The organism is Janthinobacterium sp. GW821-FHT03C10, assembly GCF_059420865.1.
In genome coordinates this window covers 848,206-863,780 of record NZ_JBWKUN010000001.1, presented here as the reverse complement: position 1 = coordinate 863,780, position 15,575 = coordinate 848,206, and the positions used below count along the sequence as shown (strand labels likewise).

The following is a 15,575-nucleotide window of genomic DNA, read 5'->3' as shown; positions in this document are numbered from 1 at the left end:
TGTGCACAGCTGCGCTTCTCGGCCACAAATCGCTGCCGCTCGCGACGGTTTTGTCAGGTGTCGTTGTGTAAAAAATATTTAATTAAGAACAGGCCCCAGATGTCATTGAAATTCTTACGTTTGCGCTGGCGCAAAGTATTCGCTGCCGCCGTGGCGGCCAGCCTGCTGGCGCCAGCCATCGCGGCGGCCGCCGATCCGCTGCCGGCCGCCGTGCGCATCGCCGTCGTGGCCCGCACGGCGCCGTCCGGCAAGACCGTGTTTGCCGGTTCGGCCGCCCAGGTGGCCGCGCAAGGCTGGCTGGCGGCCGAACTGGGCAAGCTGGGCGTGAAGCTGGAATGGGTGCCCGTCACCACCAATTCCGTGGCGACGCAAGTCAACGAGGCGTTTGCCAACCACTCGATCGACCTGGCCCAGTATGGCGACCTGCCATCGATCATCGCCAATGCCTCGGGCTTGCAGACGCGGCTGATTTTGCCTGGCGGCAGCTTCAGCAACACCTACCTGGTGGTGCCGAACGGCTCCACGGCGAAGTCGATCAAGGAGCTGAAGGGCAAGAAGATCGCCCTGCACCGGGGGCGGCCATGGGAATACCCGTTCGCGCGCCTGCTCGAAGCGAATGGCATGACCTTGCGCGACGTCAAGATCCTCAACCTGAACCCGCAGGCGGGCGCGGCGGCCGTGGCGACGGGCGGCGCGGATGCCTTCTTCACCCTCAGCGATGCTTTCCTGCTGGAAGATAAAAAGGTGGGCAAGATCATCTGGTCCAGCAAGGCGCCGCCGCAGGACTGGAAGATGCGCGCCGAACTGTGGGCCGACAGCGGCTTCCTGCAACGCTGGCCGCAACTGGCCCAGCTGGTGGTGACGGCGTATGTGCGCGAGCACCACCGGGCCGCCGGCGCCGGTGGCGAAGACGAGTACGTGCGCACGGAGGCGTCCGCGGGCCAGGTGGAAAGCGTGGTGCGGCGCGAGCTGGCGGGCGACCATACGCCGTGGCAGGCGCGCTGGTCGCCCCTGTTTACGGCCAGCCTGCGCCAGCATTACGTGGGCGAGGCGGCGTATGCGAAGAGCGCGGGGCTGATCGGGCGTCCGCTGCAAGTCGACAGCCTGTTCGCGCCCCAGTTCGTCAACCAGGCGCTGACGCAGCTGAAGTTGCAAACCTACTGGTCGCCATGACGGAGCGTGCATGAATACTCTCGTCAACGCCATCGCCTTGCCGCGTGCTCCCGCGCCGGCGCGTGCCGCGCATGGCCCGTGGCTGCAGCGCTTTGAGTGCTCGCGCTGGTCCGTGTGGGCCTCGCCGCTCGCCTTGCTGCTGCTGTGGACGGCCGCCACCACCTTCGAATGGATGCCTGCGCACATCTTGATGTCGCCCTGGCAAGTATTGCTGACGGCGGCGGACCTGGCCGAAAGCGGAGAATTGGGCCAGCACCTGGGCATCAGCCTGTTCCGCCTGCTGGCCGGTTTCGGCCTGGGCGCCAGCGCGGGCCTGGCCTTCGGCGTCGTGCTGGGTTTGTCGCCTGGCTTGCGCAGCTATGTCGATCCCACGTTCAATGTCTTGCGCCAGTTGCCGACCGTGGCCCTGATCCCTTTGTTTATCTTGCTGTTCGGCATAGGCGAGAGTTTCAAGGTGTTTATCGTGGCCAAGGCCAGCTTCTTCATCGTGGCGCTGGCCGTGCATGACGCCATCCGCAACCTGTCGCAGCGCTATTTTGAGGTAGCGCAAGTGTATTGCTTTTCGCGCTGGCAGCGCATCCGCCTGATCGTCCTGCCCGCCATCGTGCCGGCCGCGCTGACGGGCATGCGCATCGCCCTGTCGCGCTCGTGGATGGTGCTGGTGGGTGCGGAATTGCTGGCTGCCGACAGCGGCCTGGGCCAGATGATGGAAATGGGCCGGCAAATGTTCCGCCTCGACGTGGTGATGGTGGGCGTGGTGCTGACGGGCGTGATCGGCTTTGGCCTGGACCGGGCCTGCCATGCACTGGAGGCAAGATTGATGCGCTGGAAGCGTAATGGGGAGTCCGCATGAGGCAGCGTGTAGTGTTGGTGATCAAGGGCGCGCTGCTGCCGCTGGCCTTGCTGGGCGCCTGGCAATGGGCATCGGGCCAGGGGGCGGCCGCCGCCTACATCTTCGTCTCGCTGGGCGATCTGGCGCACAGCCTGCGCGACCTGGTCTTGACGGGCGAGCTGTGGGTGCATCTGCGCGCCAGCCTGGGACGCACGCTGGCCGGACTGTTGCTGGGCGGCAGCGCCGGCATCGTCACGGGCGCGCTGATGGCGCAGTCGCCGCTGGCGGACCGCCTCATCGGCCCGCTGTTCCACAGCATCCGTCAGGTCCCCCTGTTGGGCCTGATTCCACTGCTGGGCTTGTGGGTGGGCAATGGCGACGGCGCCAAGCTGCTGGTGATCGCCATCGCCGCCTTTTATCCTACCGTGCTCAACACGTATGCGGGCATGCGCCAGGTGGAGGGGCGCTTGCGCGAGGTGGGACAGGTGCTGACCCTGACGCGCTGGCAGACCTTGCGTCAGATTCTGTTGCCAGGCGCCATGCCGGCCATCGTCACCGGTGTCACGCATGCGCTGGCGTTCGCCTGGCTGGCGTGCCTGGGCGGCGAACTGCTGTTTGCGGCCGGTCCCGGCATGGGTTCCTTGCTGCTCAACGGCGAAGTGTCGGGGCGCATGGACGTCGTCCTGCTGGCCGTGCTCGTGATCGCCTTGCTGGCGCAGGCGATGAACGTGGCGTTTGCGCGGCTCGCGCGCCTGCTGGTGAAGGGGCGCAGCAGTGAGTGAATCCCTGCCATTCCAGCCAGACGCGGCCGCCAGCGCCCGCGAAGGGGAGTTGCGCGCCTTCTTGCTGCGCTTTATCGGCTTGACCCTGCTGTCGGGCGTGACCATCGGCATGAACAAGGTGCTGGCCACCTTGCTGGGCTTGCATTTGCACGTGAGTAATTTCCAGCTGGCCGCGATCAGCAGCGCGGAAACCCTGGCCATGGCGCTGGGCACCATTCCCGCCGGCTATATTCTTTCGCGCGGCAACCCAAAGCACCTGTACGCAGGAGTGAGCCTGAGCCTGGCGCTGGCCTTTTGCGTGCTGCCGTGGCTGCCCGGCTGGCAATGGGTGGCCCTGCTGATGTTTCTCGTGGGACTGTGCATCTCGCTGCGCATCGTGGCCATGAGCACGGTGTTTCTCGTGCGCCTGCCGGAACTGGGGCAGGGCAAGGCGGGCTGGTACAAGGGAACATTGATCCTCGGCATGCAGTTCCTCGGGCCTTTGTGCGGCAATTACCTGATCGCGCAGCTGGGCTTGAAGGCGGGCTTCCTGATTTCCGCCCTGATGTTTGCCATTTTGGCCGTGCTGGGCTGGCAAGTGTTGCCTGACAATACGGCACCGCGCAAGCAGGCGGGACAGGGGGCGCTGCCCGGCGCGGCCAGCCTGCGCGAACTGCTGCGCCTGCCTATCGTGCGCGTGACTTACCTGTTCGAAATCCTTGCCAGCTTCACGGCGTCCAGCGTGGGCGTGTTTTCCATCCTGCTGGCCATCCGCGTGCTGCACTGGCCTGCGCACCACTCCGTCTGGCTGATGGCCGTGCAGGGACTCAGCTGCGTGCTGGTGCTGCTGTTCCTGGGGCGCTTCGTGCTGGCCAGCCGTTACCGCGAGCAACTGTATGGCGGCGCCCACCTGGCCATCATGGCTGCCTTGCTGATACTGGGCCTGTGGCCGTCCAGCATCGCCTACCTGCTTGCCTCCGTGCTGCTGGGACTGGGCCTGGGCGTGAATAACCTCGTCAATACGGACAACATCGCCCGCGCACCCGTCGACAAGGCCCGCGTTTCCGCCCATCTGACCCTGTTCGGCATGGTGGGCGGCACGGCTGGCGCGCTGGCGGCCGGCCACCTGGCCGACGTGACGGGCTTGCGCAATGTATTCCTGATCTGGCTGTTTCCCTGGCTGGCCGCCTGGCTCTGTTTCCACGGCATCCGCTGGCTGCGCCGGGCGCCTCCGGCCGCCATTCCTTCCCTCGCCCCCACCGTAGAGAGCGCACCATGAATGATTTTGTTTCCCCCTCGACCTTGCTGCCGCAGCGGCAGCACCTGAACGGCGGCTTGCAAGTGCAGCACGTGAGCAAGTCGTTTGCGCTGAAAGGCGCGCCGCTGCTGGTGCTCGACGATATTTCCCTGACGATCGCCCCCGGCGAATTCGTCGCCATCGTGGGCGCGTCCGGTTGCGGAAAATCCACCCTGCTGCGCCTGCTGGCGGGTCTCGATACGGAGTACACGGGCTTGCTTCTGCACGATGGCGTGCCGATCCGTGGCACGGACTTGCGCCGGGGCCTCGTGTTCCAGGATCACCGCCTGTTCCCGTGGCTGACGGTGCAGCAGAACGTGGCCGTGGCCTTCAGCAATACCCGTGTGCCGCAGGCCGAGCGCGACGCCCGCGTGGCGGCGGAAATCGCGCGCGTGGGCCTCGACGGCTATGCGGATGCCTATCCGCATCAATTATCGGGCGGCATGTCGCAACGGGCGGCGATTGCCCGCGCCCTGGTCGGGCGGCCCGACGTGCTGCTGCTGGACGAGCCGCTCGGTGCGCTCGACGCGCTGACCCGCTTGCGTTTGCAGCAGGAATTGCGCCGCCTGTGGCAGGACGAGGGCATCACCATGGTGATGGTCACGCATGACATCGATGAAGCCGTCTACCTGGCTGACCGCATCGTCGTGCTCGATGCGCGGCCGGGCAAGGTGCGCCGGGTGCAGGACGTGCTGCTGGCCCACCCGCGCCAGCGCGGTTCGGCCGGCTTTGTCGCCATCCGCGACGGCTTGCATGCGGATTTCAGCGACCTCGACGATGCGCACGCGCCCGTGGCGCAGGAAGTGGATCCCAGCATCTTGTGGGATGGCAATGAATGGGCGCGCAGGATGGCGCTGTAGTTTTTTTTGATATCCATCAACCTGGAGAGACAGCATGAGCAATGAAAGTCAGGCAGCAAACCAAGCACTCGACACCCTGTGGTACACGCGCTGCCCCGTCCCGACGGGCCTGGGCATTTCCCTGCAGCAGGGCTGGCTGGAAGAAGCCTTGCGCGCCGACGGCACCAGTTTGCGCTCCTTGCGTGAATCGGACCAGGAAGCCGTGCGCGAATCGCATTTCGATCATACCCTGCAAAATTCCGTGCGCCACGGCGGCAATATTCCCGCCCTGTGGGCCAGGGCGGCGGGGCGCGACACGCGCGTCATCGGCCTGTCGTGGTCGGACGAGACGCAGCTGATCCTGACTCTTCCCGGCAGCGGCATCGAGACGGTGCGCGACTTGAAGGGCCGGCGCTTCGGCTTGCCCCTGTGGGCCAGGGCGCAGATCGATTTTGCGCGCGCGCAAGCCTTGCGCGGGCTGGAAAACGCGCTGAGCCTGGAAGGCTTGACAGTTGCCGACGTGGAACTGGTCGATTATGTCATTCAAGCGGGCCAGAGCGAGGCGCCGCCGGAGCGGGGCGCGGCGACAAACCTGTTCAGCGGCGCGCGGCGCGGCGGGCAAAGCCCGGAATTGCTGGGGCTGCTACGGGGCGAGGTCGACGCCATCTTCCTGAAAGGCGCTTCGGCCGCCCAGCTGGCGCAGCAGTTCGGCTTGCACACGGTGATCGACACGGGCAGCCATCCGGAACCCTTGATCCGCGCCAATAACGGCACGCCGCGCACCCTGAGCGTCGATGCGCACCTGCTCGACCACCATTTTGCTTCCGCCGTGACCCTGGTGCAGCAGGTGCTGCGGGCCGAAGCGTGGGCACGCGGTCACGCGGACGAGACGCGGCGTTTTCTGGCGCGCGAATCGAATGCCAGCGAGCACTGGGTGCAAGTGGCCTACGGCAAGGATGCCCATCTGCGCCTGGACACGGATCTGGCGGAAACGTCGATCGCCGGCTTGCAGGATTTCAGCGACTTTTTGTTCCGCTGGAACTTCCTGCCCAGCAAGGTCGACGTGCACGCGTGGATCGATCCCCGTCCTTTCGACGCGGCGCTGGCGCATACGCGCCGCGCGGCCTGAGCGGGAAGCACGTCAACGGTGGCCATGTTCGATGATGAGGAGAATGCGATGCGGCGACGCACGGTGATGGGCGGGCTGGCCTTGCTGCCCCTGGCGGGAAAGGCGGCCTCGGCTGCGGCGAAAACGGCGGGGGCGCCGCCGGCGGCCCTGCGCATCGCCTCGACGGGCTTTGCGGAAAACGGCAAGGCGGAACTGGGCGGTATCGCTTACCGCGTGCAGCAGGAAGGCTGGCTGGCCCGCGAACTCAAGCTGCGCGGCGTGCGGCTGGAATGGCTGCCCGTCACGGGCGACACGGGCGCGACCATGAACGAGGCGTTCGCCAGCAGGCGCATCGACATGGCCGCGTATGGCGACCTGCCGTCCGTCATACTCAACGCGGGCGGCGTGCGCACGCAGGTGATCGTGCCGGCGGGGCGGGGCACGGACCAGTTCTTGCTGGTACCCACCGCCTCGAGCGCCACGTCCCTGGCCGACCTGAAAGGCAAGCGCATCAGCGTGCACCGGGGCCGGCCGTGGGAACTGGGCTTGCGCCAGCTGATCGCCGACCAGCGCATGTCGCCCACGGATTTTCGTTTGATTAACATGGACCTCAAACCGGGCACGGCCGCGCTGGCCACGGGCGCCGTCGACGCCTTGTTCATGATCAATGGCTATCCGCTGGAAGACAAGGGCATCGGCCGCATCATCTGGTCCAGCAAGGGCTTGCCGGAGAGGAAAATGCGGGCGGAACTGTGGGCGCGGCGCGACTTTACGCAAGCCCATCCCGATATCGCCGAACTGGTGGCCACGGCCTGGCTGCGGGCCCAGCATTGGGCGGCGCTCGATGGCAACCGCGAGGCGATCATCAAGGATGGCACGCGCAATGGCACGCCCGACAGCGTGGTGCGGCGCAGCTACGACGATCCGGGCCTGCAGTGGAAGGAGCGCTGGTCGCCCCTGTACGACGACGCCGTGTACCGCCATTACCGCCGGGTACTGGCGTTTGCGCAGGAACAAAAGCTGATCCGTCAGCCGTTGACGGCGGAAGAGTTGCTGGAACCGCGCTTCGTGGCGGCCGGCTTGAAAAAGCTGGGCCTGGCCAATTACTGGGAACCGGCCAAGGTGTGATGCTGGAAGTGGGGCGCGTGGCTCAGTGCGGCAGGCACACGCGCCCAGCCACATTGGCCACGCCATCGCCCGCATGCGCGCGCAGTTGCAGCAGCATCAGGGCCACGCCCAGCATCAGCGCCGCAGCGCAGAGTTTCTTGTGCATCGTCTTTCCCGTTTTCACTTCATTGTGAGTTTGCGGCCGTATTATTGCTCAAATTCAGTGTGCGGGATGAGCATTTTGCCAAGCGTGCTCTACAATTATGCATCTTGCGCATCCGCGCCATCTGAATGTAATGCATAGTATGTGAAGGGAATGACAAGCCTGTGACTTCCAAGCCGATCAAGATCGCCGCCACCGTCGTCGTGGCTCTCGCCGCTGGGGCCGGCATTTATAGCTATACCCGACCGGCCGCCACCGCCACCGCCACGCCGGGCGCCCCGGCCTCGGGCACCCCGGCCGCCGCGCCGCATTCCGGCGTCGACACGGCCGCCGTGGCCGCCCAATTCCGCGACTTGCTGGGCAATTTCCGCAAGATCATCGTGCTGCTGGCCGACGAGCAAAGCTTGCCCGAAGGGGCGCGCGACGAAGCCCGTAAAGTGGGGCAGGCCCTGTTCCATGAAAACCAGGAACGCATCGCCAAGCTCGATCTTGCGCTGGATCAATTGACGGCGTCCACCAATCCGGGCCGCTTCGAGGCGCTCGACAGTTTATTGACATATATCGAATCCGACCCGGGCCTGTACGACGCCGACCGCCTGGCTTTCCGCGAGCTGCTGCAAAGCATGCTGGCCGACGTGGCCAAGGATTCGTCCTTGCCGGCGATCAAGCTGCACAAGCGCATTTCCGAGGATCTCGACGCGCTGGGCGAGATCGAGCGCAATTACGAAAAGGAAATCCGGCAAATTTTCGGCAACCTGGGCCAGCGCGCCATCGAACTCAAGCGCGAACGGTGGGACGATTACGTGGCGCAGCTGAAAAAACTGTACAGCCGCGAACAGATTCTCAAGGAAAACGGCATCGTCGTGCCGTATGCTGTTCCTCCCGCCGGCTCCATGCCCGAAGCCAAGCCGGCGCCAAAAAAAGATGAGGCGGAAATCTTCGGCCTGGGCTTGCCGAAGAAAACCATCGTGCTGACCTTCGACGACGGCCCGCACCGCCGCTACACGGAAGAAATCAGCGCCATCCTGAAACAATATGGCGTGCCGGCCGTGTTCTTCAACGTGGGCCGCAACCTGGGGTCGCTGGACGCGGAAGGCCATGCCAAGCTGGGCGCGGGCGCGGAAGTGAGCCGCAAGCTGATGAAGGAAGGCTATGCCGTGGGCAACCACAGTTTCAGCCACGCACAGTTGTCGAAGCAGACGGGCGATAAGCTGAAAGGCGAAATCCTCGGCACCGACACTTTATTGAAAGCCATCAGCCCCGAGCGGGCCGCGCTGTTCCGCTTTCCGTATGGCGCGCGCAACAGCGAAGGCATGGCCGCGCTGGCCGATGCGCATCTGAAATCCGTGATGTGGAATATCGATTCGCTGGATTGGGCCGATCCCGTGCCCAGCTCGATCACGAACCGGGTGCTGGCGTCCGTCGACAAGGCGGGGCGCGGCATCGTGCTGTTCCACGACATCCATGAACGCACGGTGAAAGCCTTGCCGGCCGTGCTGGACAAGCTGATCGCCGAAGGCTATCAATTCGCGGGCTGGGATGGCACCAGCTTCCAGGTGGCGAAAAGCTCGGCGCCGGCGCCGGAAAAAGTACCCGTCACCACGGGCTACGCCAATTCATGGGCCGTCGTGATCGGCATCGATGACTACGCGAAATGGCCGAAACTGCAATATGCGGTGCGCGACGCGCAAGGCATCCGCGAGACCCTGATCGAAAAATTCGCGTTTGCGCCCGAGCGCGTCGTGACCCTGAAGAATGGCGAGGCGACGCGCAATAACATCCTGGCCGCCTTCCATGACAAGCTGGCCCATGGCGGCGTGCAAAAGAACGACCGCATCTTCGTCTTCTTCGCCGGCCACGGCGCCACGCGCAAGCTGAGCTCCGGGCGCGACCTCGGCTACATCGTGCCGTTTGATTCCGACCCGGCGCAGTTCGCCACGGATGCGATCCCGATGACGGAAATCCAGAATATCGCGGAGTCCTTGACGGCCAAGCATGCCTTCTTCGTGATGGATGCCTGCTACAGCGGCCTGGGCCTGACGCGCGGCGCCGGTTCCAGTTCCTTCTTGCGCGATAACGCCAAACGCATCGGCCGGCAAATGCTGACGGCCGGCGGCGGCGATCAGCTGGTCGCCGACGGCGGGCCGAACGGCCACTCCGTGTTCACGTGGACCCTGCTGCAGGGCCTGGCGGGCAAGGGGGACCTGAACGGCGACGGCCTGATCACGGCCACGGAACTGGCGGCGTATGTAGCGCCGGCCGTGTCCAGCGTGTCGAACCAGACGCCCGCGTTCGGCAGCCTGCCTGGTTCGGAAGGAGGCGATTTCGTCTTCGAATTGCCGGGCGAGACGGAATTCCTCAGCCCGAACACGACCCAGCTGTCGACGGAAGCCATTGCCCTGAACAGCAAGCTCGACGCCAAGCCGCAAGCGGCCAGCGTGACGGTGAAGGATTTGCAGGGCGGCGAACAGAAGATCGTCACGCCGGGCGCCGTACCGACCTCGACGCGCCAGCTGGCGCAGCGGGCCAACGACCGCGGCTTGCAGCTGTACAAGGAGAAACAGTACGCGCAGGCGGAAGCGCAATTTACGGAAGCGCTGAAATTGCGTCCCGACTTCGCGCTGGCGGCCAACAACCTGGGCTTTGTTTTCTACAAGCAGGAAAAATACCGCGAAGCGGCCCGCTGGTTTGAAAACACGGTCAAGATGGATCCGTCGCGCGCCATTGCCTATTTGAACCTGGGCGACGCGTATGCCAAGGCCGGCGATGCCGCGAAGGCGAAAGCCGCCTATAAAACCTATCTGGAACTGGCGCCGACGGCCTCGACGGCGCCGGCCGTGCGGCAAAAGATGGAGAAGCTGTAAGCGTGTCCACCGTCCACGTATTTGCCTGCAGCGGCCGCTTTGCCAGCTGGGAAGCGCTGCAGGCGTTCCTGGCGCCCGCATACACGGACGATGGCGATGCCGTGCCGTCGCCATTCTGCCTGGAAACGGGCCTGACGCGGTATGAGCCGGCCTGCATCGAGAGCGCGCTGCTGGCGTCGCCCGCGCCGCTGGCAGAGCTGCTCGATGGCATGTCGTACGCGGACAGTTGGCTGGCGCAGGCGTGCGCGGACGCGCAGGGCGTGCTGGCCGATACTGTCGTGTGCGTGTTTGCGCCGAATCAACTGGCGCATCCGCAGCGCAGCTCGCTGCACCACGTGGGCAGCTATGTCTGCGACGGTGGCTGAGCCTCATTTCCGCGTTGTTCATGTATGAGCTTGTTGACGCTGGCCAGCAGGCTGGTGCCCGAGGTGGTGATGAAACGGGCGCCCGCCGCCTGCGCTTCCGTGCCATAGCTTGCCAACGTATCCTTGTTGCAATAGACGATGATCGGTAATGCGGGCTGCGCCTGCCGCACTTCGCGCACCGTGCGCACGCCCGCATCCTTGACCCGGCGGCCGTTTTCCACCCTGGCCATGTCCGTGATGAATAGCGCGTAGTGCTTCTGTTGCAGCATGGCCAGTGCCTGCCGCGTCGACACGGCCTGGTCCACCTTGATGTTTTCCCGCTCCAGCTGCTCCATCAGCAAGGTATTGTTGCGCGGATGGTCGTCCAGCCACAACACGAGGCTGACGGGCCGTTGCGCCGTCGGCGCGGCGGCCAGGGCCGTGACGGCGGCGGCGCCATCGGGCGGATGCGCCAGCAGCAGCTGCGTGACGGCTTCCTGCATGTCGTCGAGCGACTTTTGCTGTAAGCGGCTCAGTTCCGTCACTTCGATTTCCTTGCCGCTTTCGAGGCGCACGGATTCGTTCTTGACGAGGCTGTCGGCCCGCTTGATCATGATGGACAGGTAAATGCGCGTGAGCAGGTAGCCGATCAAAAAACCATGCACGGAAAAGAACAGCATGATGCCGCCGACGATGGCCATGGCCGTGGGCGTGTCCGTGGCCAGGCTGGGCGCGATGAAGGCGGCCATGCTGCGCGCGCTGCCGGGCAGGCTTTTGAGCTCGATCAAGCCCACGCCGACGATGATTTTCGTCAGCCAGTCCGACACTTCCACCAGGTTTGAATTGATTTCCATGGGCGTGGGCGTGCCCAGGAACAGGGTATTGCTGGGGTTGCCGGTTGCCGCGTCGGCGCTTGCCGGGGGCGGCTCGTCCGTGGGACGGCTTTTGCCATTGGCCAGCTCGTCGGGCGGGGCGGCGTTGACGGTGCCCGAGGGCAGACTGCGCGGTATGCCGAACAGAAAGCCCAGCAGCATGCCGCTGACGCAAAAGCCCAGGCTCCACAGCAGGGCCGGCACGGCGTGGTAGTAGGGCGGCAGCAGGGCGCCCGCCAGCACGGCCAGCAAGCCCGCCAGCAAGATGAACAGCAGGATATAGGGCAGCACGTCGCGCTTGCGCACGACCGCCGTGACGCTTTTGCTCGCCTTGCCGCTGCTGTCGCTCAGGTCCACGGTCGCTCCTTGAAAAATGCTGAATCCAGGCAGCCAGCCTGCCGCGTATATATCCCGTAGGAGCCTGTACTGACATCATAAAAAGGGGAGACGCGATGCGGTTGATAAAACGCAAACAGCTGGCAGCTTGTGCCTTGTTACTGCTGACCGGCGCCGGCAAGGCGGCTGCGCCGGAGGCCGCATCGTTCACCGATGCGTCGCGCACCGTGCGCGTGACGGGCCATTATGACAACGCCGTCGGCACCTCGGACGCGGCCAGCCAGGGCGTCATCACCAATGAGCTGATCGTCAACCGGCCCGCCTTGCGCACGGGCGAATTGCTGGAATTCGTGCCGGGCCTGATCGTCACGCAGCACAGCGGCGACGGCAAGGCCAACCAGTATTTCCTGCGCGGCTTCAACCTCGACCATGGCACGGATTTCGCCACGTATGTGGACGGCATGCCCGTCAATATGCGCACCCACGCGCATGGGCAGGGCTATTCCGACCTCAATTTCCTCATTCCCGAGCTGGTGCAGCGCATCGATTACAAGAAGGGGCCGTATTTTGCCGGCGAAGGCGACTTCGCTTCGGCCGGCGCGGCGCGCATCCGCCTGGCCGACAAATTGCCGCAAGGCCAGGCCAGCGTGTCCGTGGGCCAGCACGGCTATGTGCGGGGCGTCGTGGCCGATTCCCTTGACGCAGGACAGGGCACCTTGCTGTACGGCCTGGAAGTGAACCGCAACAACGGCCCCTGGGATGTACCGGAGCGCGTGCGCAAATATAGCGGCGTGCTGCGCTACAGCCAGGGCACGCAGGACGACGGCTTCAGCGTGACGGCCATGGCCTACAAGAACAGCTGGAACGCCACGGACCAGGTGCCGCTGCGCGCCGTGGAGTCCGGCCAGATCGGCCGTTTCGGCTCGCTCGCGCCCAGCGACGGGGGAGATACGTCGCGCGCCAGCCTGTCGTATGCGATGCGCCAGCGCACGGAAAATCGCCTGTTCGAGTTTGACGCGTACCTGATCCGCTCGCAGCTGGAGCTCAACAGCGATTTCACCTACTTCCTGGCCAGCCCGGCCACCGGCGACCAGTTCCAGCAAAGCGAGCGGCGCACGGTGGCCGGTGTCAACGCCAGCGAAAGCTGGGCCACGGAGCTGTTCGGACTTCCCCTGCGCAACAAGCTCGGCGTGCAGGCCCGTTATGACCGCCTGTCGCCCGTGGGACTGTACAGCACGGTGGACAGAGTGCGGCAAGCCACGGTGCGCGAAGACAAGGTGCGCGAGGCCAGCGTCGGCCTGTACGGCGAAAACACGACCCAGTGGCTGCCGTGGCTACGTTCCGTGGCGGGCGTACGCTACGACGCCTACCGTTTCAATGTGGCCAGCAGCATAGCCGGCAACAGCGGTGCGGCGAGCGACCACGTGGTGTCGCCGAAACTGTCCTTGATCCTGGGGCCGTGGAGCAAGACGGAGTTTTTTGTGAACTACGGCAAGGGTTTCCATAGCAACGATGCGCGGGGCACGACGCAGACGCGCTTGCCCGATGGCTCGCCTTCCGCGCCCGTGACGCCCCTCGTGCCGAGCAAGGGCATGGAACTGGGCGCGCGCACGGAATGGCTGCCGGGCCTGCAAAGCTCGCTGGCCCTGTGGCGCCTCGATCTCGCGTCGGAACTGCTGTTCGTGGGCGACGCGGGCGAAACGCAACCGAGCCGCGCCAGCCGCCACCACGGCATCGAGTGGAACAACCATTATGTTGCCGCGCCGTGGCTGCAATTCGACCTGGACCTGGCCGCCTCGCGCTCGCGCTACACGCAAAACGATGCGGCCGGCAATTATATTCCTGGTTCGATCGACAGGGTGGCGTCGTTCGGCGTGACGGTGACGGACCGGGGCCCGTGGTCGGGCGCCTTGCAGCTGCGCTACTTCGGCCCCCGTCCCTTGATCGAAGACAATAGCGTGCGCTCGGCCTCGACGACCCTCGCGTATGCGCGCCTCGCTTACCAGCTCAACCGCAGGACGCGGCTGTCGCTCGACGTCTTCAACCTGTTCAACAAGCGTGCCAGCGATATCGACTATTACTATGCGTCGCGCCTGTCTGGCGAGGCGGCGGACGGGGTGAATGACCGGCATTTTCACCCGGTCGAACCGCGCTCCGCGCGCCTGACCTTGTCGTATGCGTTCTGATAACGGTAAACTGGGGCATGACCGATCACCTAGTACAAACCAGTAAATTCCTTTCCCTCATACTGCGCCATGCGCCTGAAAAAATCGGCCTCGCACTCGATGCCCAGGGCTGGGCCGACATCGGCCTGCTGCTGGCGCTGGCAGCCCGGCATGGGCGCCACCTTTCCCGCGAACAATTGGATGACGTGGTGGCGCGCGACAGCAAGACGCGCTACGCCATCAGCGACGATGGCTTGCGCATCCGCGCCAACCAGGGGCATTCCTTGGCCGCCGTCGATATCGCCTTGCCGCCCGCCACACCGCCCGCCATGCTGTACCACGGCACGGCCAGTCGCTTTGTCGAGGCGATCCGTGCCGCCGGTTTGCTGCCCGGAGCGCGCAAGCACGTGCACCTGTCGTCCAGCCGCGAAACGGCCGTGGCCGTGGGTGCGCGCCATGGCAAACCCGTCGTGCTGACGGTCGATGCGGCCGCCATGCAGGCACAGGGCCACGTGTTTTATGTGTCCGACAATGGCGTGTGGCTGACGCAGGCCGTGCCGGTAGAATTTATCGGCTTCCCCTGAGGACAGGCCGAGCTGCGGCTTCCACGCCCGAATAGGCGAGCACGGCATCGGGCAGGCGCGCGCCCCGGATGGCGATGGCGGCGATCGATTGATTCATCTCGGCCAGTTCCGCCGGGGTAAAACGCACACCAGCCGCGCCCAGGTTGTCTTCCATGTGCGCCATCTGCGTGGTGCCGGGAATGGGCACGATCCATGGCCGCTGGGCCAGCAGCCAGGCCAGGGCGATCTGCGCCGGTGTCGCCTGCTTGCGCGCCGCCCAGTTTTTTACCAATGCCACCAGCGCCAGGTTGTGCGGCAGGTTTTCCGGTGCAAAGCGCGATTCGACCCGGCGGATGTCGCCCTCGGCAAAGCGGGTCTTGATGTCGATGGCGCCCGCCAGGAAGCCCACGCCCAGCGGGCTCCACGGCACGAAGCCGATGCCCAGCTCTTCGCACAGGGCCAGCACGCCGGCTTCCGGCCCGCGCCACAGCATCGAGTATTCGCTCTGCACGGCGGAAACGGGCAGGGCCGCATGGGCGCGCCGCAGGGTGTTCAAGCCCATCTCGGACAAGCCCCAGTGCAGCACTTTGCCTTCGCGCATCAGATCCTGCACGGCGCCGGCCACGTCTTCGATGGGCACTTGCGGGTCGACCCGGTGCTGGTACAGCAAGTCGATGCGGTCCGTGCGCAGGCGTTTCAGCATGCCGTCGACGACCAGCTTGACGTGATCGGGGCGGCTGTTGGTGCCGGGGCGGCGCTCGCCCGTCTGCTGGTCGATGTTCCAGCCGAACTTGGTGGCGATGACGATGTCATTGCGGAATGGCGCCACGCCTTCGCCCAGAATCCTCTCCACCTCGTGCGGGCCGTAGGCTTCGGCCGCGTCAAACAAGGTGACGCCCCGTTCGTAGGCCGTGCGGATAATTCTATGCATTTCAGGACGGCTGGGTATCGTCGTCTGGTAGCTGCGGCTCATGTTTTGCACGCCCAGGCCCAGGCTGGACACTTCCAGCGTGCCCAGCTTGCGGCGGCCCGCCACCGTTGCCCGCAGAGTCTGGCCTTGCGCCTGGGCGATCAATGGCGTGGCGGCCAGGCTGCCCGCCGCCAGCAGGAAACCGCGGCGGCCCGTGCTTGTATCTTTTGTTGGCATGTGT

Annotated in this window: 14 protein-coding genes; 11 read left to right on the top strand and 3 right to left on the bottom strand. The window is 65.2% G+C overall.

All coding sequences use genetic code 11. The annotated features are described in order from the left end of the window. The first annotated feature begins 99 nt into the window (after positions 1 to 99). Genes AC07VH_RS03670 through AC07VH_RS03640 form a run of 7 tightly spaced genes read left to right on the top strand, consistent with a single transcriptional unit; the run spans position 100 to position 7,138 of the window. Entirely contained in the window at positions 100 to 1,173 is a 1,074-nt protein-coding gene (locus AC07VH_RS03670) for a PhnD/SsuA/transferrin family substrate-binding protein (protein WP_494786812.1), read from the top strand. Between the two features lie 10 nt (positions 1,174 to 1,183). Then, positions 1,184 to 2,026 carry an ABC transporter permease gene (locus tag AC07VH_RS03665; protein ID WP_494786811.1) on the top strand — a complete coding sequence of 281 codons (843 nt, stop codon included), beginning with the start codon at positions 1,184 to 1,186 and terminating at the stop codon, positions 2,024 to 2,026. Beyond that, positions 2,023 to 2,787 carry an ABC transporter permease gene (locus tag AC07VH_RS03660; RefSeq protein WP_494786810.1) on the top strand — a complete coding sequence of 255 codons (765 nt, stop codon included), beginning with the start codon at positions 2,023 to 2,025 and terminating at the stop codon, positions 2,785 to 2,787. The genes AC07VH_RS03665 and AC07VH_RS03660 overlap by 4 nt, the downstream gene beginning before the upstream one ends. Beyond that, on the top strand, positions 2,780 to 4,045 hold the full coding sequence (locus AC07VH_RS03655) for an MFS transporter (RefSeq protein WP_494786809.1): 1,266 nt from the start codon (positions 2,780 to 2,782) through the stop codon (positions 4,043 to 4,045). The genes AC07VH_RS03660 and AC07VH_RS03655 overlap by 8 nt, the downstream gene beginning before the upstream one ends. After that, positions 4,042 to 4,923: an ABC transporter ATP-binding protein gene (locus AC07VH_RS03650; RefSeq protein WP_475414994.1), complete on the top strand. Its 882-nt coding sequence runs from the start codon at positions 4,042 to 4,044 to the stop codon at positions 4,921 to 4,923. Before AC07VH_RS03655 ends, AC07VH_RS03650 begins: the two co-directional genes overlap by 4 nt. 34 nt (positions 4,924 to 4,957) lie before the next feature. Then, entirely contained in the window at positions 4,958 to 6,031 is a 1,074-nt protein-coding gene (locus AC07VH_RS03645; protein WP_494786808.1) for an ABC transporter substrate-binding protein, read from the top strand. A 48-nt stretch (positions 6,032 to 6,079) separates the two neighbouring features. Beyond that, positions 6,080 to 7,138, top strand: a complete 1,059-nt coding sequence (locus AC07VH_RS03640) for an ABC transporter substrate-binding protein (protein WP_494786807.1) — start codon at positions 6,080 to 6,082, stop codon at positions 7,136 to 7,138. Between the two features lie 22 nt (positions 7,139 to 7,160). On the opposite strand, the gene AC07VH_RS03635 is transcribed toward AC07VH_RS03640, so the two are convergent. Beyond that, a complete protein-coding gene (locus AC07VH_RS03635) occupies positions 7,161 to 7,283 on the bottom strand; it encodes a hypothetical protein (protein WP_489627149.1) in 123 nt (40 codons plus the stop codon). 161 nt (positions 7,284 to 7,444) lie between these two features. On the opposite strand from AC07VH_RS03635, the gene AC07VH_RS03630 reads away from it, so the two are divergent. After that, positions 7,445 to 10,144, top strand: a complete 2,700-nt coding sequence (locus tag AC07VH_RS03630) for a polysaccharide deacetylase family protein (RefSeq protein WP_494786806.1) — start codon at positions 7,445 to 7,447, stop codon at positions 10,142 to 10,144. 2 nt (positions 10,145 to 10,146) lie between these two features. Then, a complete protein-coding gene (locus tag AC07VH_RS03625; RefSeq protein WP_489627153.1) occupies positions 10,147 to 10,509 on the top strand; it encodes an immunity 22 family protein in 363 nt (120 codons plus the stop codon). Here the strand turns inward: AC07VH_RS03625 and AC07VH_RS03620 are convergent. After that, the gene (locus tag AC07VH_RS03620) at positions 10,488 to 11,717 is read right to left on the bottom strand and encodes a response regulator (RefSeq protein ID WP_494786805.1); all 1,230 of its coding nucleotides are present in this window, start codon (positions 11,715 to 11,717) and stop codon (positions 10,488 to 10,490) included. The two genes, AC07VH_RS03625 and AC07VH_RS03620, sit on opposite strands and share 22 nt — an antisense overlap. 134 nt (positions 11,718 to 11,851) lie before the next feature. Between AC07VH_RS03620 and AC07VH_RS03615 the strand changes: the two genes are divergently transcribed. After that, the gene (locus tag AC07VH_RS03615; protein WP_494786804.1) at positions 11,852 to 13,882 is read left to right on the top strand and encodes a TonB-dependent receptor; all 2,031 of its coding nucleotides are present in this window, start codon (positions 11,852 to 11,854) and stop codon (positions 13,880 to 13,882) included. A gap of 17 nt (positions 13,883 to 13,899) precedes the next feature. Then, on the top strand, positions 13,900 to 14,445 hold the full coding sequence (locus tag AC07VH_RS03610) for an RNA 2'-phosphotransferase (protein ID WP_494786803.1): 546 nt from the start codon (positions 13,900 to 13,902) through the stop codon (positions 14,443 to 14,445). On the opposite strand, the gene AC07VH_RS03605 is transcribed toward AC07VH_RS03610, so the two are convergent. Then, positions 14,429 to 15,571, bottom strand: a complete 1,143-nt coding sequence (locus AC07VH_RS03605) for an aldo/keto reductase (protein ID WP_494786802.1) — start codon at positions 15,569 to 15,571, stop codon at positions 14,429 to 14,431. The two genes, AC07VH_RS03610 and AC07VH_RS03605, sit on opposite strands and share 17 nt — an antisense overlap. Between the last annotated feature and the right edge of the window lie 4 nt (positions 15,572 to 15,575).